23 protein-coding genes and 2 pseudogenes are annotated in these 25,955 nt (G+C 66.3%); 10 read left to right on the top strand and 15 right to left on the bottom strand.

From position 1 onward, the window contains the following. Nucleotides 1–30: 30 nt before the first annotated feature. The 3 genes from GTV32_RS19810 to GTV32_RS19800 form a co-directional block, all read right to left on the bottom strand. Entirely contained in the window at nucleotides 31–579 is a 549-nt protein-coding gene (locus tag GTV32_RS19810) for a carboxymuconolactone decarboxylase family protein (RefSeq protein WP_161061766.1), read from the bottom strand. A gap of 125 nt (nucleotides 580–704) precedes the next feature. Next, complete coding sequence (locus GTV32_RS19805) at nucleotides 705–1,166, bottom strand: nuclear transport factor 2 family protein (protein WP_161061765.1); 462 nt, start codon at nucleotides 1,164–1,166, stop codon at nucleotides 705–707. Continuing rightward, entirely contained in the window at nucleotides 1,163–2,386 is a 1,224-nt protein-coding gene (locus GTV32_RS19800; RefSeq protein ID WP_161062653.1) for a cytochrome P450, read from the bottom strand. The genes GTV32_RS19805 and GTV32_RS19800 overlap by 4 nt, the downstream gene beginning before the upstream one ends. 406 nt (nucleotides 2,387–2,792) lie before the next feature. Between GTV32_RS19800 and GTV32_RS19795 the strand changes: the two genes are divergently transcribed. The 3 genes from GTV32_RS19795 to GTV32_RS19785 all read left to right on the top strand — a co-directional run bounded on the left by GTV32_RS19795 (nucleotide 2,793) and on the right by GTV32_RS19785 (nucleotide 5,810). Next, complete coding sequence (locus GTV32_RS19795) at nucleotides 2,793–3,956, top strand: steroid 3-ketoacyl-CoA thiolase (protein ID WP_161061764.1); 1,164 nt, start codon at nucleotides 2,793–2,795, stop codon at nucleotides 3,954–3,956. Continuing rightward, a complete protein-coding gene (locus GTV32_RS19790; RefSeq protein WP_202421850.1) occupies nucleotides 3,956–4,444 on the top strand; it encodes a nitroreductase family deazaflavin-dependent oxidoreductase in 489 nt (162 codons plus the stop codon). Before GTV32_RS19795 ends, GTV32_RS19790 begins: the two co-directional genes overlap by 1 nt. Before the next feature lie 121 nt (nucleotides 4,445–4,565). Continuing rightward, nucleotides 4,566–5,810 (top strand): cytochrome P450, encoded by a 1,245-nt coding sequence (locus GTV32_RS19785; RefSeq protein ID WP_161061762.1) that lies wholly within the window; start codon nucleotides 4,566–4,568, stop codon nucleotides 5,808–5,810. 47 nt (nucleotides 5,811–5,857) lie between these two features. Here the strand turns inward: GTV32_RS19785 and fadD8 are convergent, their stop codons facing one another. Next, nucleotides 5,858–7,498 (bottom strand): fatty-acid--CoA ligase FadD8, encoded by a 1,641-nt coding sequence (gene fadD8, locus GTV32_RS19780; protein ID WP_161061761.1) that lies wholly within the window; start codon nucleotides 7,496–7,498, stop codon nucleotides 5,858–5,860. A 182-nt stretch (nucleotides 7,499–7,680) separates the two neighbouring features. On the opposite strand from fadD8, the gene GTV32_RS19775 reads away from it, so the two are divergent. Then, a complete protein-coding gene (locus GTV32_RS19775; RefSeq protein WP_161061760.1) occupies nucleotides 7,681–8,334 on the top strand; it encodes a GNAT family N-acetyltransferase in 654 nt (217 codons plus the stop codon). Between the two features lie 99 nt (nucleotides 8,335–8,433). Here the strand turns inward: GTV32_RS19775 and GTV32_RS19770 are convergent, their stop codons facing one another. The 3 genes from GTV32_RS19770 to GTV32_RS19760 are packed head-to-tail and all read right to left on the bottom strand — an operon-like array spanning nucleotide 8,434 to nucleotide 10,555. Next, entirely contained in the window at nucleotides 8,434–8,817 is a 384-nt protein-coding gene (locus GTV32_RS19770) for a hypothetical protein (protein ID WP_161061759.1), read from the bottom strand. Nucleotides 8,818–8,819: 2 nt separating this feature from the next. After that, entirely contained in the window at nucleotides 8,820–9,716 is an 897-nt protein-coding gene (locus tag GTV32_RS19765; RefSeq protein ID WP_161061758.1) for an SDR family oxidoreductase, read from the bottom strand. Nucleotides 9,717–9,763: 47 nt separating this feature from the next. After that, complete coding sequence (locus GTV32_RS19760; protein WP_161061757.1) at nucleotides 9,764–10,555, bottom strand: SDR family oxidoreductase; 792 nt, start codon at nucleotides 10,553–10,555, stop codon at nucleotides 9,764–9,766. Nucleotides 10,556–10,647: 92 nt separating this feature from the next. Here GTV32_RS19760 and echA20 point away from each other — a divergent pair, with 92 nt between their 5' ends. From echA20 to GTV32_RS19740, 4 genes are read left to right on the top strand one after another with little or no spacing between them, the layout of a single operon-like run. Beyond that, nucleotides 10,648–11,421 (top strand): (7aS)-7a-methyl-1,5-dioxo-2,3,5,6,7,7a-hexahydro-1H-indene-carboxyl-CoA hydrolase, encoded by a 774-nt coding sequence (gene echA20, locus GTV32_RS19755; protein WP_161061756.1) that lies wholly within the window; start codon nucleotides 10,648–10,650, stop codon nucleotides 11,419–11,421. Then, nucleotides 11,421–12,320 carry a CoA transferase subunit A gene (locus GTV32_RS19750; protein WP_161061755.1) on the top strand — a complete coding sequence of 300 codons (900 nt, stop codon included), beginning with the start codon at nucleotides 11,421–11,423 and terminating at the stop codon, nucleotides 12,318–12,320. Before echA20 ends, GTV32_RS19750 begins: the two co-directional genes overlap by 1 nt. Then, complete coding sequence (locus GTV32_RS19745; RefSeq protein ID WP_161061754.1) at nucleotides 12,317–13,102, top strand: CoA-transferase; 786 nt, start codon at nucleotides 12,317–12,319, stop codon at nucleotides 13,100–13,102. Before GTV32_RS19750 ends, GTV32_RS19745 begins: the two co-directional genes overlap by 4 nt. Further along, nucleotides 13,099–14,187: a nitronate monooxygenase gene (locus GTV32_RS19740; RefSeq protein ID WP_161061753.1), complete on the top strand. Its 1,089-nt coding sequence runs from the start codon at nucleotides 13,099–13,101 to the stop codon at nucleotides 14,185–14,187. Before GTV32_RS19745 ends, GTV32_RS19740 begins: the two co-directional genes overlap by 4 nt. Before the next feature lie 67 nt (nucleotides 14,188–14,254). Here the strand turns inward: GTV32_RS19740 and GTV32_RS19735 are convergent, their stop codons facing one another. Together GTV32_RS19735 and GTV32_RS19730 are read right to left on the bottom strand one after the other, a co-directional pair. Further along, a complete protein-coding gene (locus GTV32_RS19735) occupies nucleotides 14,255–15,868 on the bottom strand; it encodes an acyl-CoA synthetase (RefSeq protein WP_161061752.1) in 1,614 nt (537 codons plus the stop codon). A gap of 56 nt (nucleotides 15,869–15,924) precedes the next feature. Beyond that, on the bottom strand, nucleotides 15,925–16,512 hold the full coding sequence (locus tag GTV32_RS19730; RefSeq protein WP_161061751.1) for a TetR family transcriptional regulator: 588 nt from the start codon (nucleotides 16,510–16,512) through the stop codon (nucleotides 15,925–15,927). Here GTV32_RS19730 and zapE point away from each other — a divergent pair. Further along, nucleotides 16,429–17,520 (top strand): annotated as a pseudogene (zapE, locus tag GTV32_RS23660) (cell division protein ZapE); the annotation flags it as partial. The gene GTV32_RS19730 and the pseudogene zapE sit on opposite strands and share 84 nt — an antisense overlap. Before the next feature lie 15 nt (nucleotides 17,521–17,535). Here zapE and GTV32_RS19720 read toward each other — a convergent pair. The 5 genes and pseudogenes from GTV32_RS19720 to GTV32_RS19700 all read right to left on the bottom strand — a co-directional run bounded on the left by GTV32_RS19720 (nucleotide 17,536) and on the right by GTV32_RS19700 (nucleotide 23,338). After that, nucleotides 17,536–18,135, bottom strand: coding sequence for a TetR family transcriptional regulator (locus GTV32_RS19720; protein ID WP_161061749.1), 600 nt, complete (start codon nucleotides 18,133–18,135; stop codon nucleotides 17,536–17,538). 198 nt (nucleotides 18,136–18,333) lie between these two features. Continuing rightward, nucleotides 18,334–19,841: pseudogene (locus GTV32_RS19715) on the bottom strand (aldehyde dehydrogenase family protein). 218 nt (nucleotides 19,842–20,059) lie between these two features. Next, nucleotides 20,060–21,217, bottom strand: a complete 1,158-nt coding sequence (locus tag GTV32_RS19710; protein ID WP_161061748.1) for an acetyl-CoA C-acetyltransferase — start codon at nucleotides 21,215–21,217, stop codon at nucleotides 20,060–20,062. Between the two features lie 40 nt (nucleotides 21,218–21,257). After that, nucleotides 21,258–22,079, bottom strand: coding sequence for an SDR family oxidoreductase (locus GTV32_RS19705; protein ID WP_161061747.1), 822 nt, complete (start codon nucleotides 22,077–22,079; stop codon nucleotides 21,258–21,260). Further along, nucleotides 22,079–23,338 carry an acyl-CoA dehydrogenase family protein gene (locus GTV32_RS19700; protein ID WP_161061746.1) on the bottom strand — a complete coding sequence of 420 codons (1,260 nt, stop codon included), beginning with the start codon at nucleotides 23,336–23,338 and terminating at the stop codon, nucleotides 22,079–22,081. Before GTV32_RS19700 ends, GTV32_RS19705 begins: the two co-directional genes overlap by 1 nt. A 42-nt stretch (nucleotides 23,339–23,380) precedes the next feature. Between GTV32_RS19700 and GTV32_RS19695 the strand changes: the two genes are divergently transcribed. Continuing rightward, nucleotides 23,381–24,934 (top strand): FadD3 family acyl-CoA ligase, encoded by a 1,554-nt coding sequence (locus tag GTV32_RS19695; protein ID WP_161061745.1) that lies wholly within the window; start codon nucleotides 23,381–23,383, stop codon nucleotides 24,932–24,934. Between the two features lie 56 nt (nucleotides 24,935–24,990). On the opposite strand, the gene GTV32_RS19690 is transcribed toward GTV32_RS19695, so the two are convergent. Further along, nucleotides 24,991–25,872 (bottom strand): DUF559 domain-containing protein, encoded by an 882-nt coding sequence (locus GTV32_RS19690; protein WP_237421596.1) that lies wholly within the window; start codon nucleotides 25,870–25,872, stop codon nucleotides 24,991–24,993. Between the last annotated feature and the right edge of the window lie 83 nt (nucleotides 25,873–25,955).

Raw genomic sequence — 25,955 nt, 5'->3', positions numbered from 1 at the left:
ATCCGTGTTGCTGTCGGCGGGGAAAGAGGGTCAGCGCCGGGTCTCCGGTACAGCGCACGCAGCGCCGTCGGACATACCTGTCGGCCGCACACCGAGCGATTGATTGAGCCGCGCACGCTGGTTCTCCCACGCGACGGTCGCGGCCAATTCGGCGATCTGCCCCTTGGACAGCTCCCGGGCGAGCTGATTGCGCAGATCCGCCAGGTCGTCACCGACGGCAGGTGTCACGGTCATCGCCTCGGCAAACGCCAGGACTGTCTTCTCCAGAGCCGAGTAGGCGTCGCTGTCCCGGAAGTTCGGTAGATCGCGCATCTGCCGTTCGGTGACCCCGGCACCGCGCGCCAGAGCGGACCCGATGTCGAGACAGAACTCGCAACTCACCAGGCCGGCAGCCTTCAGCTCGGCGAGCTCCTTCAGCTTCGGATCGAGACGATTGCTGAACAGCAGCGCCGACTCGTACACGCCGGTCGCCGCGAGCAGTTGCGGCCGGCGGCCGAGCCAGCCTGTCAGATCGCCCCGATGTCGTTTCGACGATCCAAAGGCATTGATGTAGCCGCGGATCCGCTCGACCGCACGCATTTGCTCACCCTTTCCGCCGACAGGCGTGGGGCGCTGCAGCAACAAAACCACCCCACCTCTCGTCATCCACCTTCGTCCGCGACGAGATGGAAAACAAGAGATGGGGTGGAAAAGTGGTGTCCGCCTCAGGCAGGCCGGACGGACTTGATGGTCTTCTCGACCTCCCAGAAAGCCCGCAGCGCACTCAGTTTCCCGTCGGCGTCAGCACGATAGGTGAACACCCCGTGCGCCTCGGAGATGTGTCCGGCGATGTGCGTGACGATCTTCCCGACGTAGGCGACCTCGTTGCCACAGATGATCTCGCTGTCGAAGACGAACTCGATGCTCTCGGTGGTCGCGATCGACTTGTCCCAGAACTCCGAGATCTCGGCGTGTCCGTGAAATCCCTTGCCCTCGGGATCGAACATCGACGGCCCGACCGGATCCTCTACCGACCCCTCAGCGGCAAAGTTGTCCAACCACGCCTGCTTGTCGCGGGCCTCGACGAGCTCACGTGATCGCCGCCCGGCCACCACCGCGGGATGATTCTCGCGGTCGATGTTCAGGTAGGCGGGCGAGTCGTTCAGTCCGGTGTCCTGCGCGGTCATTTCGTGCCGTAGTCGACCTGGAGTTCCTTGACCCCGTTGATCCAGCCGTGACGGAGACGTCGCGGCGACTGGAGCCGACTGATGTCCGGGACGAGATCGGCGAGCGCGTTGAACATCAGGTTGATCTCCATCCGTGCCAGGTTTGCACCGACACAGAAGTGCGCACCGTTACCACCGAAACCGACGTGCGGGTTGGGATCACGCAGGATGTTGAACGTGAACGGATCGTCGAAGACGTCCTCGTCGTAGTTGGCCGAGCCGTAGAACATGCCGACGCGCTGGCCTTCCTTGATGTCGACGCCACCGATCTGGGTGTCGCGCTTGGCGGTGCGCTGGAAGGCGTTCACCGGAGTCGCCCACCGCACGATCTCGTCGACAGCGGTGGCCGGGCGCTCCTTCTTGAAGAGCTCCCACTGATCGGGGTTCTCCAGGAAGGCATTCATCCCGTGGCTGATCGCGTTACGGGTGGTCTCGTTGCCCGCCACGGTCAGCAGGATGAAGAAGAACCCGAACTCGGTCTCGTCGAGACTCTGTCCGTCGATGTCGGCGTTGACCAACGTCGAGACGATGTCCTCGACCGGGTTCTTCCGACGCTCCTCGGCCATGTTGTAGCCGTATCCGAGGATCTCCGCAGAGGCCATCGCCGGATCCTCGGTGAACTCGGGATCGTCGTAGTTCATCATCGCGTTCGACCAGTCGAACAGCTTCTCGCGGTCGACCTCGGGGACTCCGAGCAGGTCGGCGATGGCCAGCAGGGGCAGGTCGACGGCGACGTCGGCCACGAAATCGCCGGTGCCCTTCTCGGCGGCCTTGCCGACGATCGTGCGCGCAGCATTGTCGAGCTTGTCCTCGAGCGCCTGGACCGCACGCGGGGTGAAGGCCTTCGAGACCAGCTTGCGCAGGCGGGTGTGATCCGGCGGATCATGGTTGATCAGCAGAGCCTTGGTGACGTCGAGCTGATCCTGGGACATGTCGTCCTCGAATCGCATGATGACGCCGTTGGTGGCAGTCGACCAGTCGTCGTTGTTCTTGGAGATCTCCCGGATGTGGGCGTGCTTGGACACCACCCAGTAGCCGCCGTCGTGGAAGCCACCCCCCTTGCCCGGAAGTTGGGCGTTCCACCAGACGGGAGCGGTCTTACGGAGTTCGGCGAACTCCTGGACCGGAATCCCGTTTTCCAGCAGGAACGGGCTGGTGAAGTCCCAGCCTTCCTCCTCCATGAACGAACATTTCGCCGCAGCGCCCCCGATATCGGCGCCGGTCGTCGCACCCTGAGCTTGGGTCACGTCACACCACCTCGCTGTGAGATTAGAACCTGTTTCAATCTCATTAGACCACACTGTGACCCAAAAGACAGTCCCCAACGAGAACTTGTTCTAGTTTTGCCGGCCGCGCGAGCCCACGAAGTGGGAAAATGCTACCAACATTCGTTGCCACATCGGCGATGCGGGCCGTTCACGACGCACAGCGGGCCCGACATGAGCCGGCAACCGCGCAACCACGCTCCGGCAGAACGCGTTCTGAAAACACGATGCCCGACGACCGCCCCGGCCGTAGACGCGAATGAGAACTTGTTCTACTTTGATGAGGTCGTAGAAGAGTGAACAGACCGTAGAGGAGTTGGGCATGGGTGTGCCGGTGATCGTCGAGGCAGCGCGGACGCCGATCGGCAAACGAGCCGGGTGGTTGTCGGGCCTGCACGCCGAGGAACTCCTGGGCCTCGCCCAGCGCGGACTCGTCGACAAGGCAGGCATCGATCCGGCCATCGTCGAGCAGGTGATCGGCGGATGTGTCACCCAGGCCGGCGCCCAGGCAGGCAACATCACGCGCAAGGCCTGGTTGGCCGCGGGACTGCCCGAGCACGCCGGAGCAACCACGATCGACTGCCAGTGTGGTTCGGCCCAGCAGGCCAACCACCTCATCGCAGGCCTCATCGCAACGGACGCCATCGACGTCGGTATCGCGTGCGGTATCGAGATGATGTCGATGGTCCCCCTCGGCGCGAACGTCGGTACCGAGGCGGGCCCGTATCACGCGGACTCCTGGGCGGTGGACATGCCGAACCAGTTCGAGGCAGCCGAGCGTATCGCCCAGCGACGCGGCATCACCCGATCGGACGTCGATGCCCTCGGTGAGCGCAGTCAGCGTCTCGCGAAGCAGGCATGGGACGAGGGGCGGTTCGACCGCGAGGTCCTGGCTCTCAAGGCACCCGAGCGCACCAAAGAGGGCGAACTCACCGGAAACGTCCTCGACGTCACCAAGGATCAGGGACTGCGCGAGACGACCCTCGAGTCACTCGCCGGCCTCAAGCCGGTCCTCGACGGCGGCATCCACACCGCGGGCACGTCGTCGCAGATCTCCGACGGCGCCGCTGCCGTTCTCATCATGGACGAGGCTAAGGCGCGCGCTCTCGGTCTCACGCCCCGCGCGCGGATCAAAGCCCAGGCACTCGTCGGTGCCGAGCCGTACTACCACCTCGACGGTCCGGTCCAGTCGACCGAACGTGTCCTCGAGAAGTCGGGAATGGCGCTCTCCGACATCGATCTCGTCGAGATCAACGAGGCCTTCGCCTCGGTGGTGCTCAGCTGGGCCCAGGTCCACAACGCGGACATGGACAAGGTGAACGTCAACGGTGGTGCCATCGCACTCGGACATCCGGTGGGCAGCACCGGTTCCCGGCTGCTCACCACGGCGCTGCACGAGCTCGAGCGCACCGACGGTCAGACCGCTCTCATCACGATGTGTGCCGGCGGCGCGCTGTCCACCGGCACCATCATCGAACGGATCTGATGCCGGTCATGGATCCCAACGCGCGGCCCAAGCAGCTGGGTTCGCCGGCTGTTGCGTCGCTGATCAAGGTCGGCTCACGTCTCAACACGAAGCTGTATCGCCTGACCGGCGGCCGGCTGGGCAAGAACTGGCGGATCGGCGCAGCCATGCGCAAGCCGGTCCCGGTGTGTCTGCTCACCACCACCGGCCGCAAGAGTGGCGAACCACGCACCGCACCGCTGATCTTCCTCGAGACGGACAGCTCGTTCGTGGTGGTCGCCTCGCAGGGAGGGTTGCCGAAGCATCCCGCCTGGTATCTCAACCTCGTCGAGAATCCTGACGTGACCATCCAGGTGGGCAAGGAGATCCACGAGCTGCGTGCGCGCACGGCCTCGGACACCGAGCGGGACGAACTGTGGCCGCAGCTGGTCGATCTCTACGCCGATTTCGACACCTACGCGGCCTGGACCGACCGGAAGATCCCGGTGGTGATCTGCGAACCACGCTGATCCGCTCCGGCTGACCGACTGAACGGGACGTGCGGCGTCCTGGCCATGGACCGACCTCTTCGGTGTATTTTCGAGTGATGTGGACCACACTCGGGCCACTGCCGCGACCCGCGAGGACGTCATGACCGCATCGGACACCCGCAATTTCTCCGACATCGACTTCACCGACCCGGATCTGCTCGAACGTGGTCTGCCACTGCTCGAGTTCGCCGAACGTCGCGCGACCGCGCCGGTCTGGTGGAACAAGCAGCACATCGGACCCACCTACTTCGACGATGACGGCTTCTGGGTGATCAGCAGGCACTCGGACATCAGGTCCATCTCCAAGGACACCGCGACCTGGTCGAACTGGGCCAAGGGTGCGGTGATGCGAGTGCCCGAGAGCGCGACACGGGAGCAACTCGACGCGTCGAGATGCTTCTTGCTCAACATGGATCCACCGGAGCACACCCGGATGCGGAAGATCGTGTCACGCATGTTCACCCCGCGGGCCGTGGCCTCACTGGAGGAGCATCTGTCGACGGCCGCACGGGAGATCGTGTCGGCCGCGGCCGACAAGGGCAGCGGCAATTTCGTCGACGACGTCGCCATCCATCTGCCACTGCAGGCGATCCTGGGCCTGCTCGGCGTACCGGCGGCCGACCACGATCGCCTGTGCGATCTCGCCGACTCGATGGTCAACCCGGAGGACCCCGACTCGAAGTACGATCCGCTCACTGCCCACACCGAGATGCTCGCCTACGCCTACGCGATGGCCGAGGACCGGCGGAAGAATCCTCGCGACGACCTGGTGACAACCCTCGTCGAGGCCGACATCGACGGGCACGCTCTCAGCGAACTCGAGTTCGGATTCTTCGTGATCCTTCTCGTCATCGCCGGTAACGAGACAACACGTAACGCGATCACCCACGGCGTCAACGCTTTTCTCGACAATCCCGATCAGTGGGCGCTCTACCGCGCCGAACGTCCGGCGACCGCCGTCGACGAGATCATCCGCTGGGCCACGCCGGTGCACTGCTTTCAGCGCACCGCGACGATCGACACCGAGGTGGCCGGCATCCCCATCGCGGCCGGCCAGCGCGTCGGGTTGTTCTACAGCTCGGCGAACTACGACGAGACCGTCTTCGACGACCCGTTCACCTTCGACATCACGCGAGATCCGAACCCGCACCTGAGCTTCGGCGGCAACGGCGCCCACTTCTGCATCGGCGCGAACCTCGCGCGGCTCGAGATGAACCTGATGTTCGGCACCCTCGCCGACCTCGTCCCGGACATGTCCAAGGTCGCCGAACCGCAGCGCATCCGGTCGGGTTGGCTCAACGGCGTCAAGGAACTTCGGGTGTCGTACAACGCGCCGGTCGAGTAGCGCGCGAGGAACGGCTCGCGACCACTCGACCGGCGAAACGACGATTCTCAGCCGACCCCGCGCTCCGAGTTCTCCCAGAACTTCGCGCGCAGGGCCTTCTTGTCCGGCTTGCCCAGCGCGGTCAGCGGCAGCGACTCGACGAAGACGACCTGCTTGGGTGACTGCACCGCACCCTTGCGGTCTTTCACCGACTGTTGGATCTCCTTGGTCACGCGCTCCTTGGCCTCGTCGGTCTGATCCGCGTCGCCACGCAGCACGACGACGGCGGTGACCGCCTCGCCCCACTTGTCATCAGGCACACCGATCACCCCGACCTGACCGACCGACGCATGCTCGGCGACAACGTCTTCCACCTCGCGTGGGAACACGTTGAAGCCGCCCGTGACGATCATGTCCTTGGTTCGGTCGACGATGTACCAGAACCCGTCGGCGTCTTCCCTGGCCACGTCACCGGTGCGCAGCCAGCCGTCCCGGAAGGTCTCCGCGGTCTGTTCCGGCAGACCCCAGTACCCGCCGGCCAGCAACGGCCCGGCCACGCAGATCTCACCGGGTTCGCCCTGGGCCACCGGCTTGTCGTCGGGCCCCAACAGGGCAGTGCGCAGGAACGCCGACGGGCGACCGCAGCTGCTGAGTCGTCGGGTGTCCTCACCGGGCTTCGGATGATCGTTCTTGCCGAGGTAGCTGATGACCATCGGCGCCTCGGATTGCCCGTAGTACTGCGCGAAGATGGGACCGAAGCGTTCGATCGCCTCCGCGAGGCGCACCGGATTGATCGCCGACGCACCGTAATACACGGTCTCCAGCGAAGAGAGATCGCGCGTCCGCGAATCCGGATGGTCCATCAGCGCGTAGAGCATCGACGGCACGAGCATTGTCGCGGTGATGCGCTCCTCCTCGATCACGCGCAGCACCTCGGCGGGATCGAACTTGGCCATGACCACCATGGACCCGCCCTTGATGAGGGTCGGCACGAAGAATGCTGCACCGGCGTGCGAGAGCGGCGTGCACATCAGGAACCGCGGGTTCTCCGGCCACTCCCATTCGGAGAGCTGGATCTGGGTCATCGTCGACATCGCTCGGGCGGTGCCGATGACGCCCTTCGGTTTACCGGTGGTGCCGCCGGTGTAGGTGATCGAGACGACGTGGTCGGGCGGGAGGTCGGCGGCGGCGAGCGGCCTGGGCTGATAGTTGGCCGCCTCGGCGATCACGTCACGGCCGTAGGCCGCGAGTTCCTCCGGGACCGGTCCGAGTGTCAGCACCTGCTTGAGGCTCTCGACGCGCTCCATCAGCGCCGCCGCGCGCTCGACGAACATCGGCACGGGATCGATGACGAGAGTGGTGACCCCGGCGTCGGACAGGACGTAGGCGTGGTCGTCGAGCGAACCGAGCGGATGCAGCGCCGTGCGGCGCCACCCCTGGGTCTGCCCGGCGCCGATCACCAGCAGCACCTCCGGCCGGTTGAGCGCGAGCAACCCGACGGTCGATCCGGTTCCCGCGCCCATCGATTCGAAGGCCTGCTGGTAGCGGCTGACCGCGTCGGCCATCTCGCGTCCGGTGAGCTCGGTGTCCCCGAGGAACAGCACCTTGCGGTCGGCGTGGCGGCTCAACGCGGCCACCAGTAGGTCGCCGAGATGGGTTCCACCCCGCAGATGGTCGAAGTCGGTCGTCGCATCCTGAACATCAGTCATGGTCATCAACACTAGGACGTGTTACAGACATAGGGAAGAACCGGGACCATATTTGCCGCCATGACATGGCAATATCCCGTCATCGAATCAGGCGATCCGGACATAGAACACGTTTCATTTTTTCGCCTTCCGGTTCCTCGCCGGCCGCACACGCCCCCATCCGCTGAACTACGATCGAGGCCATGACCGATCTGGATCTGGCGACCACTCGCCGCGACATCACCGACGCCCTTCTGACCGCGCTGGAGCGACGCCACGAAGTCCTCGACGCGATCGTCGAGGCCGAGAATCGTGCGGAGGCCGTCGACGCCGTCGCCGTACTCCTCGGCAAGTCGAAGCTGGGTGCCGAAGCCATTCTCGGCATGTCTCTGCAGCAGCTCACCAAGGACGAGCGCCGCAAGAACCAGGCCGAGCTCGACGACCTGAACAACGCACTGACCTTCACGCTCGCCGAGCGGCCGGCCAGCAGCGGCGACACCTTGGAGCTGCGGGCCTTCACCGGCGACGACGCTGACCTGTTCAAGGTCCGTACCGAAGAGTTGAAGGTCGCGGGCGACGGGTCCGGCAGCCCGGCGGGCGACCTGTCCGACGAGATCGCGAAGGCAACCGAACGCGTCGACAACGAGGACGCCGTCTGGCTCGTCGCCGTCGAGGGCGGCACCAAGGTCGGCATGGTGTTCGGTGAGCTGGTCAACGGCGAGGTGGACGTCCGGATCTGGATTCACCCCGAGCACCGCAAGAAGGGATACGGCACCGCGGCGCTACGCAAGTCCCGTTCCGAGATGGCGGCGGACTTCCCCGGCGTGCCGATGGTGGTCCGCGCGCCCACCGCCTGACCTCAGTCGTTCACAGCCGATATGGATGCGGTGTGAGCGGGCGCCGGCGACAATAGTCGTCGCGAGTCGCCGCTCACACCGCATCCATATTCAGTCAGGTCAGGTCTTGCGGCGCGGGACCCCGAATCGGGCGACGATGGCCCGGATCTTGTTGTCCTCGTCGACGACGAAGGACTCGGTCACGTGTGCTGCCAGGCCGAGCGTCTTGGGCCGGACATGCACCCAGTACCGCGTCGACACCATGTGCCCGTCGACCTCGGCAGTGAAGTCGCTGATGCGATGGATCAGCCGGTACTGCGGTCCGCGCGCGAGACTCCGGGCCAGATGAGCACCGTTGCGACCGGTCTTCATGCCCATCTCGGTGCGCGTGCAGTCCGGGTGCAGCGCAACCCCGGAGGGGTCGTGACTGACCAGCGCGTCCACATATGCCCGGGCCGCTGCGATGAGCTCCGCTGCGCGCTCTGGCCCTGCGGTCGGTGTCACCGCTACCGCGCGCCGTAGACGGGCACCGGCACCGGCGACTTCGCCAGGATCTCCTCCACCACCGGGCCGAGTTCGCTCGGCGCCCAGCGTGATCCCTTGTCCTGCTCGGCGCTGCGCTGGAACGCGTCGACCACGGTGACCTTGCCGCCCTCGACCTCGAAGACGCGGCCGGTGACCGAGGCGGACTCCGGTGATCCGAGCCAGACCACGAGCGGGGAGATGTTCGCCGGGTCCATCGCGTCGAACGATCCGTCGGCAGGCGCGGCCATCTGTGCGGCCATCGCCTCACCCGCGCCCATCGTCATCTGGGTGCGCGCCGACGGCGCGATCGCGTTCGCGGTCACTCCGTAGCCGGCCAGTTCGGCGGCGGCCTGGATGGTCAGGGCGGTGATACCGGCCTTGGCCGCAACGTAATTCCCCTGCCCGACCGAACCGAACAGTCCGGCGCCCGACGAGGTGTTGATGATCCGGGCCGCGCGCTGCTCACCGGCCTTCGACTGTGCGCGCCAGTATGCCGCCGCGTGGTGCAGCGTGACGAAATGCCCCTTGAGGTGGACGCGGATCACCGCATCCCACTCGTCCTCCGACATCGCGACCAGCATCCGATCGCGGACGAAACCCGCGTTGTTGACCAGGATGTCGAGGCCGCCGAACTCGGTGACCGCGGTTTCCACCAGAGCCGCACCGTCGGACCAATCGGCGACGTCGGCCACACCCGCGACCGCCGATCCGCCCGCGTCGTTGATCTCACCGGCGACGGCGTGCGCGGCATCGGCGTCGAAATCGTTGACCACGACCTTGGCCCCGTCGGCGGCGAAGGCCAGCGCGTGGGCGCGGCCGATCCCCTGGCCCGCGCCGGTCACGATTGCGACGCGCCCCTCATTCAGCTTGTCAGCCAAGACTTCTCCCCTTGTGTCGATTGATCGGTCCTCACGGTGTGATCGGATCACACCTGATTGTCTGCGGTGGCGACGGCCAGGAACGCCGGTTTCTCACCACCACCATGCACGGTCAGTGTCGATCCGGTGACGTAACCGGCCAACGGACTGAGCAGGAACGCCACCGCGTTGCCCACATCGGCGGGCATCGCGAGCCGACCCATCGGGATGGTCGCGCCCACGGCGGCAACACCGTCGTCGTCACCGAGATGCAGATGCGCCTGCTCGGTCAGCACGGCTCCGCACACGACCGAGTTGACCCGTACATGTGGTGCCCATTCGATCGCTAGGGATGTCATCGCGTTGTCGAGGCCCGCCTTGGCAGCGCCGTAGGCCGAGGTCCCCGGCGACGGCCGGTGGCCACTCACACTGGACACGTTCACGATCGCGCCGCCGGACTCCTGCTGCCGCATCACCGCGTGTGCGGCGCGCGCGACGTTCAGCGGCGCGAGCAGGTTCAGCTCGACGATCTTGCCGGTGAACCTGGGTGAGGCGTCGGCCGCCAGCGCGAACGGCGAGCCGCCCGCATTGTTGACGACTCCGTCGAGCCGGCCGTGGGTCTGCACGATGCCGCGAATCATCTCGTCGACCGCGTCGGCATCGCGGACGTCGCAGGCGACGAACTCGACGTCCGGGTCGTCGCCGGGGTTACGTCCACACACCACCGGGACCGCGCCCAGTTCGGCGAGCACCTGCGTGATGCCGGCGCCCACACCGCGCGTGCCGCCGGTCACCAGGACCACCTTCTTGTCGATGCCGAGGTCATGGCCCTGACCTGCGGCCTGCGACTGTGCCTTCATGGGTGCTACCCTACCAAACAACCAAGCACTTGCTTGGTTCCGGCCGGGTTCGCAAACGGCCTGGTTCCAGGCAGTACCCGAGAGGAGCTGGTGTGCCGATCACCACGACACGCACCGAGAACGGCATCGCGACCGTCACGGTGGACTACCCACCGGTCAACGCGTTGCCGTCGGCGGCGTGGTTCGAACTGGCCGATGCCATCACCGCCGCGGGCGAGGACATGTCCACGCATGTGGTGGTCCTGCGAGCCGAGGGACGCGGCTTCAACGCGGGCGTCGACATCAAGGAGATGCAGGCGACCGACGGCTTCGACGCCCTGATCGGCGCCAATCGTGGCTGCGCGGCCGCCTTTTCCGCCGTCTACGACTGCGCGGTCCCGGTGATCGTCGCGGTCAACGGCTTCTGTGTCGGCGGCGGGATCGGGCTCGTCGGCAACGCCGACGTCATCGTCGCCTCCGACGACGCGGTCTTCGGCCTTCCCGAGGTGGACCGCGGCGCCCTCGGCGCTGCCACGCATCTTGCCCGGCTGGTACCGCAGCACATGATGCGCACGCTGTACTACACGGCGCAGAACGTCACCGCCACACAGCTCGAGCACTTCGGGTCGGTGTACAAGGTCGTCCCGCGCGACGAACTCCTCGACACCGCACTCGAGATCGCCGAGAAGATCGCGACCAAGGACACCCGCGTGATCCGTGCGGCCAAGGAAGCCATCAACCACATCGATCCCGTCGACGTGAAGAGCAGCTATCGCCTCGAGCAGGGCTTCACCTTCGAACTCAACCTCGCCGGGGTGGCCGACGAGCACCGCGACGCTTTTGTCAGTACCGGTAAGACGCTGAACACAAATGGAGGACGCGCCTGATGACGCCCACCCCGACCGACAAGACCAGTTCGCTCGACGACGTCGTCGGCGAGCTGCGTGACGGAATGACCATCGGTATCGGCGGCTGGGGCTCACGCCGCAAGCCGATGGCGCTGGTGCGCGCTCTGGCGCGTTCCGACGTCAAGGACCTCACCGTGGTCACCTACGGCGGACCCGACCTCGGATTGCTCTGCGCCGCAGGCAAGGTCCGCCGCGTCTACTACGGCTTCGTGTCCCTCGACTCGGCGCCGTTCTACGATCCGTGGTTCGCCAAGGCACGTACCGACGGTGCCATCGAGGCACGGGAGATGGACGAGGGCATGGTCAAGTGCGGCCTCGAGGCGGCAGCCTCGCGAGTGCCGTTCCTCCCGATCCGCGCAGGACTCGGCTCGGACGTGCCGAACTTCTGGGAGGGCGAACTCAAGACCGTCGACTCCCCCTATCCCGCCGCCGACGGCCGGACCGAGACCCTGATCGCGATGCCGGCGCTGCGCCTCGACGCCGCGTTCGTGCATCTCGACCTCGCCGACCATCGTGGCAATGCCGCCTACACCGGCGTCGACCCCTACTTCGACGACCTCTACTGCGCAGCCGCCGAGCGCCGATACCTCGAGACCGATCAGCTCGTGTCCACCGAGGTGCTCGTGAAAACCGTTCCCACCCAACGTCTGCTGCTCAATCGCATGAACGTCGACCGGGTGGTACACACACCGAACGGCGCACATTTCACCTTCGCGGGCGACTACGGCCGCGACGAGAAGTTCCAGCAGTTCTACGTGGAGTCGGCGAAGGATCCCCAGGCGTGGACGGCGTTCTCGAAACGCTTCCTCGAGGTCGACGAAGCCGACTACCAGCGCGCGGTCACCGAGTGGCAGGCAGAGCAGGAGGATCAGAAGTGAGCACCCGCACCGACACCGGATCGTCGGCGGCCGAGGCCGTCGAGATCACCCGCGCCGAGATCTGCGTCATCGCATGCGCCGAGATCTTCTCCGGCGCCGGCGAGATCATGGCGTCCCCGATGGCTCCGACGCCACTGATCGGCGCGCGGCTCGCACGCCTGACCACCGAACCCGATCTGCTCATCACCGACGGTGAGGCGCTGATCCTGGCCGACACCCCGGCCATCGGGAAAACCGGACCCATCGAGGGCTGGATGCCGTTCCGCAAAGTGTTCGACGTGGTCGCCTCGGGCCGCCGGCACGTGGTGATGGGCGCCAACCAGATCGACCGGCACGGCAACCAGAACCTCTCGGCGTTCGGTCCGTTGCAGCATCCGACACGCCAGATGTTCGGCGTGCGTGGCGCTCCCGGCAACACCATCAATCACCCGACCAGCTACTGGGTGGCCCGCCATTCGCCGCGCGTCTTCACCGACCAGGTCGACATCGTGTCCGGCGTCGGATACGACAAGATCGACCCCGACAACCCCGCCTACCGCTACCTGAACATCCCGCGCGTGGTGACAAATCTCGGCGTCTTCGACTTCGAGGGTCCCGACCACACGATGCGCGCGGTGTCACTGCACCCGGGCGTGACAGCCGACGAGGTCGCCGAGAACACCGGCTTCGAGATCGCCGGTCTGGCCTCCGCCCCGACGACCCGCAACCCGTCCGACGAGGAACTGTCGCTCATCCGAGATGTGCTCGACCCCAAGGGTGTCCGGAATCGAGAAGTGAAATGACCGGATCTCCCGCACGTGCGGCGGGCCTGACGACCAGGTTCACCGAGCTCGTCGGCGTCGAGTACCCGATCGTGCAGACCGGTATGGGCTGGGTGTCGGGCCCGTCGTTGACCTCGGCGACCTCCAACGCGGGTGGTCTCGGCATCCTGGCATCGGCGACGATGACCTACGACGAACTCGAGGCAGCGATCGCCAAGACGAAGTCGTTGACCGACAAGCCCTTCGGGGTCAACATCCGCGCCGACGCGACCGATGCCCCGGAACGCATCGATCTCCTCATCCGCGAGCGCGTGAAGGTCGCATCCTTCGCCCTCGCTCCGAAGAAGGAGCTGATCGCGAAACTCAAGGATCACGGCGTCGTGGTGATCCCGTCGATCGGCGCGGCGAAGCACGCTGTGAAGGTGGCCTCCTGGGGTGCCGACGCGGTGATCGTGCAGGGCGGCGAGGGTGGCGGGCACACCGGTCCGGTGGCCACCACACTGCTCCTGCCCTCGGTACTCGATGCGCTGGGCGACAGCGGAATTCCGGTGGTTGCCGCCGGCGGGTTCTTCGATGGCCGCGGTCTCGTCGCGGCACTGTCCTACGGCGCCGAGGGCGTCGCGATGGGCACACGCTTTCTGCTCACTGCCGACAGCGCCGTCCCGGATTCGGTCAAGCAGGAGTATCTCCAGCGCGGTCTGGGTGACACCGTGGTGTCGGTCAAGGTCGATGGCATGCCGCACCGCGTGCTGCGTACCCCGCTCGTCGAGGCACTCGAGAGCGGCAGCCGCCTGAAGGCCCTTTACGCCGCGGCGCGAAATGCCAACGAGTTCAAGCAGATGACGGGGATGCGCTGGACGACGATGCTGCGGGACGGTCGCAGCATGCGCAAGTCCGGCGACCGCACCTGGCAGCAGATCATCATGGCGGGTAACACCCCGATGCTCCTGCGGGCAGGCCTCGTCGAGGGCGACACCCACGCCGGCGTGCTGGCGTCCGGTCAGGTCGTCGGGATGATCGACGACCTCCCCAGTTGCGACGAGATGATCCAGTCGATCATGACGCAGGCACACTCGCGGTTGAAGGCTCTGGGCTCGTTGTCCTGATCGCCGCCCCGCCGATCGGGAAGCCGCAAACCCTCGAGCCCGATCGGGGCGTGACGCGTCCAGCTGATCAGCCCGACACTGCCGAATCGGTGGCGAGGTCCGAGTGCCGCACGCGAAGGTCCTTCTTGAGGATCTTGCCGCTGGGATTCTTCGGCAACGCATCGGCGAAGACGACGAACTTCGGGCGCTTGTACCCCGCCAACACCCCGGCGAGGTGCGCGTCGACCTGCTCCTCGGTCAGCGCGACACCGTCTTTGGGCACCACCACAGCGGTGACCGCCTCGATCCATTTCGGATGCGGCACACCGAAGACCGCGACCTCGGCGACGCCGTCGAGAAGGTAGATGGCCTCCTCCACCTCGCGTGAGGCGACGTTCTCGCCACCGGTCTTGATCATGTCCTTCTTGCGGTCGACCACCGCGAGGTAACCGTCGGAGTCGATGACGCCGAGGTCGCCGGAATGAAACCAGCCGTTGCGGAACGCTGCTGCGGTCTTCTCCTCGTCGTTGAAGTAGCCGAGGCAGGCGTGCGGGCTGCGGTGCACGATCTCGCCGACCTCACCGACGGGAACCGGGTTGTCCTCGTCGTCGACGACCTGGGTTTCCACGTTCAGGGCCGCACGCCCGGCCGACCCTGCACGCTCGATCTGCTCGTGCGGTTGCAGGATGGTCGCCAGCGGCGACATCTCGGTCTGTCCGTAGAAGTTCCACAGCGAGACGTCCGGGAGACGCTCCGACATCTCGCGCAGGACCTCGACCGGCATCGGGGACGCGCCGTAATACCCCTTCCGCAACGACGACAGATCTCGCCGGTCGAAATCCGGGTGGCGCAACAGCGAGATCCACACGGTCGGCGGGCAGAACAGTTTGGTCACCTGCCGTGATTCGATCGTCGAGAGGATCGTGGCCGGGTCCGGGCCCGGCAGGATGATGCTCGTCGCACCCAGGTACACATCCACCGACAAGAAGCAGTCGAGCTGCGCACAGTGGTAGAGCGGCAGCGAGTGGATCTCCACGTCGTCACCGCTCATGCCACCGTCGATGATGCACGAGACATACTGGTTGATCAGCGATTTCGACGACAGCAGCACGCCCTTGGGACGGGACTCGGTGCCCGAGGTGTACATCAGGCGCAGTGGGTCGTCGTCGGCGACGTCGATCTGGGGCGGCGTCGGGTCGCCGGAGAGCATCCACTCGTCGACGTCATCCCACCCGCTCTCGGGCGACAATCCGCCCATCGGGATGGCCCCCCTCACCGCATCGGTGATCCCGGACAGTTCGACGGCTTTCGCCACCGTCGACACCAAGGCATCTTCGGCCACCACCGCCCGCGCGCCGGAATGATCGAGGATGTAGGCGATCTCGTCGGATCCGAGACCGAAGTTCACCGGAACCAGGATCACGCCGAGCCGTGCGGTGGCATAGTGCAACACCGCGAACTGCCACCCGTTGCGACTCACCAGCGCGAGCCGGTCGCCCTTGACGACACCCTTGCCGGCCAGGGCGTTGGCACATCGGTTGACCGCGGCATCGAAGTCGGCGAAGGTGAGGGTGCGATCGCCGTCGATGATCGCGACCTTGTCCGGTACGCGTAAGGCGGTCCGCCGCAACAGGTCACCGAGGGTCTGCTGCCGAACGGTGTTGATCGCCGCAGTGGTCTCGGATGTGAATCGCTCTGTCATCGCCCTACCTTCCGGTCCGGTCGGCGTCGGCCGACCGTGTTATCCAGGTCACAGTATCAACGCCCACTCGCGTCGGTGATCCGGAGGGCAGCGACGACGAGCGGCCGCAACTGTTCTGCCAGCTCGCCCCGCACCCGGCCGTGGTCGCGCCGCACGCCGTACGTGTAGGTGAAGACGATCCCTTCGAGGACCGTGATGAACACGTCGGCCGCTGCTCCGGCGTCATCACACGCTCGGTCTCGCATCAGATCGGTCGCGGCGTCCACGGAGAAGAAGCACCTGGCCAATTTCTCCCGTGTATCGGGGAGCACCGACGGATCCTGCAGCAGTCCATGACGGGCGAGCGCGTCGCGACGGCGGGTGGTGAGCAGGTCGTCGAGGTAGTCGGCGATGAGGTCACCGGGACGAGCCCGCACTGCCTCGTCGGACATCTGCTCGGCGAATGCTGCTCGCGACCGTTCGACGAGATGCCCGGCAGCCGCGGAGATCAGCGCATCCCGGGTGCGGAAGTAGTAGGAGGTCGAACCGCGCGGCAACGACAGGTGACGGTCCACCGCCTGATGGGTCACGGCGTGATTGCCGCCGATCGCGGCCAGATCGAGAGCTGCCTCGCGGATCGCGGGACGACGGGTGGGGCGAGGCACATGCACCACGTTACCTCGCGACTCTACGATGCTAGAGTTTCGGACGTGTCCTGGTTTCGCGCGTCGCGGCCTGCGCCCATCCGGGCCGTGCCGGCCGCCGACTTCGACGCTGCGGCCAGACGCGACGGGTTCGCCCTCGACAGATCTCAACAAGCCGCGGTGGCGGCGCTCACCTCCGCCGCCGATGTGTACCTCACGGGCCCACCGGGCAGAGGCAAGACTTGGCTGCTCGACGTGTTCGCCGAAGCGCTTCCGGCGGGCACCACACTCCGAATGCATTGGCACGAGTTCGTCCGGGACCTGCATCGGCTCATCCGGCGACATGGCGGCCTCGATGCGGCAATCGATCACCTGGTGACCGGCCGCGCCGCCGTCTGTTTCGACGAACTCCACGTCGACGACCCTGCCGATGGCATCTTCGTCGACCGTCTGCTCACCGGACTCTCCGCCCACCACGTGCGGATGATCGTGACGTCGAACCTTCGACCGGATCAGCTCATGCCGAATCCGTTGTTCCACGAGATGTTCCGGCCGACCATCGAGGTGATCGAGCGCCGGTTCACGGTGATCGAGCTCGATGACGGATGTGACTATCGGACCGTGGCGGCACATGACGTCGGATTCGCGTCCGGTCGGTGGTCGACCGGTTCGGCCACGGGCCGCACCGGCAGCCGGCCGGCGAAACCGGTCACGGCCTCGATATCCGGTCGGAGATTCTCGGCATGGCGGGCCGACGACGATGTGCTCTGGGTGGATTTCGCACAGATCTGCGGCGCCGCACTGGGCGCGACGGACTATCTGACGTTGGCCGGCCGTCACCGACGGTGGGTCATCGATCGCATACCTGATCTGGCGTCAGCCGGTCGGGAACCGGCATTGCGCTTCGTTCACCTCGTCGACGTCCTCTACGACCACGACATCCCGGTCACCTTCGTCGCCGACGTCGCCCACACGCAGTTCGGCCGCCGTGGCGCCGTGCCCGCCGGAACCACGAGATTGCTGAGTCGCCTGGGCACGCTCCGTTCAGCGCGGCAGGATCCCGTCGAGGACGATCGACAGATACTGACCGGCGATGTCGTCGGCCGAGAGCGCACCGCCCGGTCGATACCAGCGCACGGCCACCCAGACGGTGTCACGAAGGAAGCGATAGGCCAGCTCGACATCTAGGTCGGCGCGGAATTCGCCGTGGTCGACTCCCCTGCGCAAGACGGCGTGCCAGAGCTGCCGGAACTCGGTGTTGCGTTCTTCGATGTAGCCGAAACGTTCTTGTCCGGCAAGCCGTTTGGCTTCGTCCTGATAGATCGCGACAGCGTTGCGCTGCTCATCGATGGCCTCGAACGACGAGACGATGAGACCGCGCAACGTCTCGGTGGCGGTCAGTCCGGCGTCGGCGATCACCCGATACCGTGCGAAGAGGTCGTCGAGAAAGCCGCGCAGGATCTCGTCGACGATGGATTCCTTGGAATCGAAGTGGTGGTACAGGCTGCCGGACAGGATTCCGGCGGCGTCGGCGATGTCACGCACGGTGGTGGAGCGCAAACCCTGCTCGGCGAACATCTTGCCCGCCGTGGTCAGCAGTTCGTCGCGTCGAGTCGATCCGGAGACGGTGCCGCGGGGTGCCATTCAGTCACCCTAGCAAGCGCTTGGCCGGTTTCGTGGATCGTCGGCCCGCCGCCCACGTATATGGATGCGGTGTCAGCGGGCCGCCATCGCAATTATTGTCTCGACGCCCCGCTGACACCGCATCCATGTCACGGTTGGGACCCACGGAACGAGAATCGGCCGGGTGCTCTTGTGCACCCGGCCGATTTTCGGTGAGGATCAGCGCTTCTTGAGCTTCTTGATGGCTCGCTTGTTCAGCCGGCTCCAGAGCTTCATCTGGCCGTTGGTCATCTTGGCGTCACGAGCGGTGAACGGCGGGGCCATCATCTCCGACACCTTGAACGGCATCGTCGACACGGCGATCGCGCGGGCGTGACTGAAGGTGTCGAAGCCCGTCTTGCCGTGGTAGCTGCCCATCCCGCTACGTCCGACACCGCCGAACGGGAGCTCCGCCCCGAACATGTGCAGGGCGAAGTCGTTGGCGTTGATCGACCCGCTTCGCGTGCCCGCCGCAAGACGCTCGAAGTTCTCGTTGTCGTCGCCGCACCAGTACATCGTCAGCGGATGCGGATGCGCCGCGATGTAGCGGATCGCCTCGGACAGATCCCGGTACGGGTAGACCGTGAGCACCGGTCCGAAGACCTCGTCCTCTTCGATCTTCATGCCCGCCTTGACGCCGGTCAGCAGCGTCGGCGCGATCTTGCGCTTGTCTGCGTCCGGAAGCGGCTCGCCGGCCGGGACCACCTGACGGACCTCGGCACCGAGTTCCTCGGCATCGGCGATGAGACCGAGGATGCGCTCGTAGTTCTTCTGGTTGATCGTCGCCGTGTACTCCGGGTTGTTCCGGATGGTGGCGAAGTTCTTGGTCCACCGAGCGACCACCTTGTCGGTGAACTCGCCGACCTTGGCCTCCGGCACGAACACGTAGTCGGGGCACAGGCACACCTGACCGCCGTTGACCATCCGTGCGTCGGCGAGCATCGTGGCCGCCTTGTCGATGTCGGCATCCGCATCGACGATCGCCGGGTTCTTTCCGCCGAGCTCGAGGGTGACCGGCACCAGGTTCTTGGCCGCCTCCTGTGCCACCGACGACCCCACCTCGGGGGATCCGGTGAAGAACATGTGGTCGACCTTGAGCTTGGCGAAATCGGCGCCGCCGCCGTGCTTGCTGGTGATCACGGCCAGCTCTTCGATCGAGAAGTAGTCGGGGCGTGCTTGGCGATCACGTCGGTGGTCCGCGAGGTGATCGACGACGGGCGCATGAGCACCCGGTTACCCGCGGCGAAGGCGGCGCCTGCCGGGACGATGGTCAGCTGCAGCGGGAAGTTCCACGGCCCCATGATGCCGACCACACCGAGCGGATCGTGCCGAATGCGCTGTTTGAAACCCAACGCCCCCTGCACCTTTGCGGTGTTGCTCTCCTTCATCCACTTCTCGACACCGCGGCGTTGATGGGTCAGATCGACCATGCAGCCCGCCACGTCGGCGGCGAGGGACAGTTCACGCGGTCGCGTGCCGAAATCCTCGTTGAGCGCCTCCGCGATCTCTTCGGCGTTGTCGAGGATCAGTGACGAGAGCCGGGTGATCCGATCGATGCGGGTCTTGGCATCGGGGATGCCGTCCCGCAGAAACGCCGCGCGCTGGATTTCCAGCAGCTCGGACATGGTGTGCGCTTCCGACGACACCCGGCCGGCCGCCACGGTGTTCACCTCTGCTGGTTTTGTCATCGAGATCCTCCGAATAGTGCTGGTGGCGAGCGTCCTCAAGAGACGAACTCGCGCCTTTGTTCCAGCATAGTATGCGTCAGATCACAACGTTCTGGCCACATGCGTGTTCAGATCGCCGCCACCTGCGACCTGAGGACGACCGACCCCGCTCCCTGAGCAACGGCCCATCACCCGCTCCCTGAGGAGCGAGCTTGCCAACGTCTCGAAGGGCGGCGGCCTCAGGACAGGCGTTCGATGATGGTGACGTTCGCGGTGCCGCCGCCCTCGCACATCGTCTGCAGTCCGTAACGTCCACCGGTGCGCTCGAGTTCGTTGAGCAGGGTCGCGAACAGCTTGGCCCCGGTCGCGCCGAGCGGATGGCCGAGAGCGATGCCGCCGCCGTTCGGATTGACCTTCGCCGGGTCGGCGCCCGTCTCCTTGAGCCAGGCCAGCACCACCGACGCGAAGGCTTCGTTGATCTCGATCACGTCGATGTCGTCGATCGACAACCCGGTCTTCTTGAGCGCGTACGCGGTCGCCGGGATCGGCGCCGACAGCATCATCACCGGATCGGCGCCCCGCACCGACAGATGGTGGATACGGGCCCGCGGCGTGAGGCCGTACTCCTTGAGCGCATTCTCCGAGACCACGAGGGTTGCCGACGCACCGTCGCAGATCTGCGACGCGACGGCCGCGGTCAGCCGCGAGCCCTCGGCGAGCGGATCGAGGCCGGCCATCTTCTCCAGCGACGTCTCACGCGGGCATTCGTCGACCACGCAGTCACCGAGGGCGACGAGTTCGGAGTCGAACCGCCCCTCGGCGATGGCCTGCTTGGCCCGCTGATGCGACTGCAGCGACCAGCGCTCCATGTCCTCACGGCTGATGTCCCACTGCGTCGCCATCATGTCGGCGCCGTTGAACTGGGAGATCGCGACGTCCCCGAACCGTTCGCGCCAGCCCACGGATTCCGCGGTCGGCGTGGTGAACCCGAATTCCTGGCCCGCGATCATCGCCTGTGAGATCGGGATGGCGCTCATGTTCTGGACACCACCCGCGAGCACCACGTCCTGGGTGCCGCTCAGCACACCCTGCGCCGCGAAATGGATGGCCTGCTGCGACGAACCGCACTGGCGGTCGACGGTGGTGCCGGGGATGTCCAGCGGCAGACCGGCGGCCAGCCATGCGGTACGCGCGATGTTGCCGGCCTGCGGGCCGATGGCGTCGACACAGCCGAAGACGACGTCGTCGACGACATTCGGGTCGATGCCGGTGCGATCGATGATCGAGGACATGACGTGCGCACCCATGTCCGCTGGGTGGACCTTGGCGAGCGAGCCGTTACGCTTCCCGACCGGCGTCCGGACGGCGTCGACGATGTAGGCCTGGGGTGTGGACATCTGGTCCTCCTGGTGGATGGTGTGGGAAAGCTCTTGCGGGCTAAGCCCTTTGGCTGGAGATCGAGACGACCTCGCCGGTGAGGTAGGTGGTGTAGTCGCTGGCGAGCATGGCGACGGTCGCGGCCACCTCCCATACCTCGGCGGCACGGCCGTATGCCTCGCGCGACGCGAGTTCGTCGAGGAGTTCGTCGCTGGTGACCTTGGCGAGGAACGGGTGCTTGGCGATCGACGGGGCGATGGCGTTGATACGCACGCCGAAGTCGGCGGCCTCCACCGCGGAGCATCGGGTGAGCGCCATGACGCCTGCCTTGGCGGCCGCATAGTGCGCCTGACCCCGCTGTGCACGCCAGCCGAGCACCGACGCGTTGTTGACGATCACGCCGCCGTGTTCGACGTCGCGGAAGTAGCGCAGGGCGGCCCTGGTGGCGCGGAAGGTGCCGTTGAGCGTGATGTCGAGGACGCGGTCCCATTCTTCGTCGGTCATGTCCGCCACCGGGGTCTCACCGCCGAGTCCGGCATTGTTCACCAGGACGTCGATGCGTCCGAGTTCGCCTGCGGCGGTGGAGATGAGCGCGTCGACCTCGGCGGATTCCTGGACGTTGCACACGACCTGCCCGACCGTCTGGTCGGCGAACTCGGACGCCAGCTTGTCGCGGGCTTCCCCCAGCCGTCGTTCATGCCAATCGCTGATCACCACGTCGGCACCCTCGAGCAGCGCACGACGCGCCGTCGCGAAGCCGATCCCGGTGCCCGCGGCCGCGGTCACCACCACTTTGCGGCCGAGCAGCAGGCCGTGCCCGGGCGTCTCCTCTGGCGCGGTGGCCAGCGGTGAGCGGTTTTGTGCGACAGTGGTTTCAGACACTAGCGGGCCTCTCGCGGTAGACCGAGCACACGCTCGGAGATGATGTTGCGTTGCACTTCGTTCGACCCGCCGTAGATGGTGTCGGCGCGGGTGAACAAGAAGAGTCGTTGCCAGTCGTCGAGTTCGACCTTGTCGGGGTCGGTGATGTCGTTGGCGACGCCCTCGACGGTCTCGGCGGGAGCGATCAGCGACGGAGCGCCGACCACGGCCATCGCGAGTTCACCGAGATCGCGATGCCAGTTGGCCCACAGCAGCTTTGCGACCGACGCCTGGCCTGCCTCGGAGACGATGTCGCCGGACAGGGTGCGTTGCGCGTGCGCCCGCATCACCTTCAGCCCGATCCAGGCGCGGGTGATCCGCGATGCGATCTCCGGATTCTTTGCGGCCCCGGTGGATTCGGCGATCTCGATCAGATTGCGCAGTTCCCGGTCGAATCCGACCTGCTGGCCGAGCGTGGAGACGCCGCGCTCGAACTGCAGCAGGCCCATCGCGACCTTCCACCCGTCGCCCGGCTCGCCGACGATGAGGTCGGCGTCGGCGACCGCGTCGTCGAAGAAGACCTCGTTGAACTCTGATGTGCCGGTGAGCTGTTGGATCGGCCGGACGGTCACGCCCGGCTGATCGATCGGGACCAGCAGAAAGCTCAGACCTTTGTGCCGGCTCGAGCCCTTCTCGGTGCGGCAGATGACAAAGCACCATTGGGCGACGTGCGCGAGCGACGTCCACACCTTCTGACCGTTGATGACCCACTTGTCGTCGTCGAGGCGCGCGCTGGTGGACACCCCGGCGAGGTCGGAGCCCGCACCGGGCTCGGAGTAGCCCTGGGCCCACAGTTCGGTGACGTCGACGATGCCCGGCAGGAAGCGCTCCTTCTGCTCCTCGGTGCCGTATTCGATCAGCGTCGGGCCGAGCAACTCCTCACCGAGGTGATTGACGCGTGCCGGGGCATTGGCCCGCGCGTACTCCTGGTGGAAGATGATGCGCTGTTCCAGCGTGGCGCCGCGTCCGCCGTAGCGGGTCGGCCAGCCGAGGCAGGTCCAGCCCGAACGGGCCAGATGCCGGTCCCAGGCCAGCCGGTCGTCGAAGAACTCGTGTTCGCTGCCCGGCCCACCGCGCCCCTTGAGGTGCGCGAACTCGCCTGCGAGGTTCTCGTCGAGCCAGGCGCGCACCGCGGTCGCGAACGTCTCCGCCGCATCCGACGTCGTGCGCGCCCATTCGCCGAGGTCAACCGACCGATCGGCAAGGTTGATCGAGGTCATGACCGCTAGCATAACGCACCAAGCAAGTGCTAGGTTGGGGCCATGGAGGCGATCCTGACGACCCCGGCTGCCCTGCGCCGGGCCGCACAGACCTGGCCCGACCGACCCGCCCTCGTCGACGAGCAGTGGCCGGACCACCCCGCGGTCAACCTGACCTGGGTGGAGTTCGCCGAGGCCGTCCGTACCTTCGCGGCAGCGCTCGTGGCATCCGGCATCCATGCGGGCGACCGGGTCGCCCTCTGGTCACCGAACAGTCATCACTGGCCGGTCGCGGCGCTGGGTGTCCACTATGCGGGCGCCACGCTGGTCCCGCTGAACACGCGCTACACCAGTGGCGAAGCGGTCGAGATCATCGAGCGTTCCGACGCTCGGGCCGTCGTGGTCTCCGGCGAGTTCCTGGGCGGCAACCACCTCGGCGATCTCCTCGGCGAGCACGCAGCCGCGATGCCCGAGGTGGTCGTCGGCGTGACGCTGGGCGCGTCGTCGTCGGTGCCCGACGGCGCTGTCGAGTGGTCGGAGTTCCTGGCCCGCGCCACCGAGACCACTCTGGCCGAGGCAGATGCCCGGGCCGATGCCGTGGCCCCCACCGACATCTCCGACATCCTGTTCACCTCGGGCACCACCGGGAAGTCGAAAGGGGTGCTGGCCGAACATCAGCAGACGATGGCCGGCTCGCACGCATGGGGCTCCAACGGCCGGCTCTCCGCCGACGACCGGTACCTCATGGTCAATCCGTACTTCCACACCTTCGGCTACAAGGCGGGCATCCTGCCGTGCACCTTGTTCGGCGCCGCGATGCTGCCGCTGGCGGTCTATTCACCGACCGAGGCGATGAAACTGGCCGACGCCCAACGTGTCACCGTGTTCCCCGGTGCGCCGACCATCTTCCAGACCATCCTCGACGACCCGGCCCGCCCCGATCACGACCTGTCGTCGTTGCGACTGGTGGTCACCGGCGCGGCCATCGTCCCGGTGGTCCTCATCGAACGTCTGCAGAGCGACCTCGGCGTCGACACGGTCGTCACCGCGTACGGACTGACCGAGGCCAGCGGATTCGTGTCCACCTGCACCCCCGACGACGATGACCAGACCGTCGCCACCACGTGTGGCCGCGCCTTCGAGGGCATGGAGATCCGGCTGTCGGACGAGGGCGAGGTCCTCGCGCGCGGCAAGATGGTGATGCGCGGCTACCTCGACGACGAGGCCGCCACCAAGGAGACGATCGACGCCGACGGCTGGCTGCACACCGGCGACATCGGGACCATCGACGATCGCGGCAACCTCACCATCACCGACCGCCTCAAGGACATGTACATCTCAGGTGGGTTCAACGTCTATCCCGCCGAGGTCGAGCAGACACTGGCGCGGCTGGAAGGCGTCACCGAATCCGCCGTGATCGGCGTCCCGGACGAACGCCTCGGTGAGGTCGGGCGCGCCTACCTCACCCTGCGCGACGGCGTCGAACTGGACGAGGCGGCGGTGATCGCCTACTGCAAGATCCACCTCGCCAACTTCAAGGTCCCGCGCTCGGTGGTGTTCGTGGAATCCTTCCCCCGCAACGCCGCCGGCAAGATCCTCAAGCGCAACCTCACCTAGCGGATTTCGTAGCAATAGTCCGCGCTGAGCGCGGACTATTGCTACCGAATCGAGGTTCAGGCGGCGGTGGCCTGACGGATCGCCGCCCGGATCTGAGCCAGCACCCACTGAGGCCTGCCGGTGAGGTCGTGCCAGGTGAACCGCAGCACGGTCCAGCCGTTGGCGATGAGGTCATTCTGTCGCTCCCGATCGTGCTGAAACGCCTCGGCATCGCTGTGGAAGGCGAATCCGTCGATCTCGATGGCGATCTTGTGCTCGGGAATGGCGAAGTCGAGGACGTACTTCCCGACCGGAACATTGACCACCCACCCCTCGACATCGGAGTTCCGCAGCAGCGCAACCGCTTTGCGTTCCGCTTCCGATCGTGCACCCGACGTCATCGCCGCCACCATCGCCCGGGACCGCGGCGACCCACGACGGCCGACGTTGCGTTTCTGCGCCTCGATGAGCTGGTCGAGACGTACATGATTGCGCAACAGCGCCGAATCCATGACTCGCACACCAATGTCCACGGACGCATCCAGAACGGTGAGCGGGATCGCGGTGACCGCCAGTCCGTTCTTCGACGTGACGTCGAGAGGATCCAACGTCCGATGCCATACCGTGGCGCCGGACACCGGGCTCCCGTGACGGCCGCGGCGCGCGATCACCGTGGGCCTCGTCGGCGCGCTGTTGACCAAACCGTGCCACCACGCGGCCGCGGCACCCGCCAGCGCCGCATTCGGACCGGCACACAGTACCGCGATCCGCATCCTCATCCGTGTGTCGAGCGGTCGGTCGGCGACCCGGAAAACCCCGCGTGCCAAGCGAATCCAATCGCCCACGACGACCCGCCGTCGGAGCTGATCGTCGCTGACGCCGCACCCGTACGCCTGCGCCGCGGTGAACACCCCGTCGTGGTCGGCCAACATGGTCCGTAGCGCGGCCCTGTCCTCCATACAGATCAGACGCACAGCCCCCCAACCCGGTTCCCCCACCCCCGGGCCCCCGATTTCGTAGCAATAATCCGCGCTGAGCGCGG

The organism is Gordonia sp. SID5947, from assembly GCF_009862785.1.
Taxonomy (GTDB): domain Bacteria; phylum Actinomycetota; class Actinomycetes; order Mycobacteriales; family Mycobacteriaceae; genus Gordonia.
This window is presented reverse-complemented; position numbering and strand designations above follow the sequence as displayed.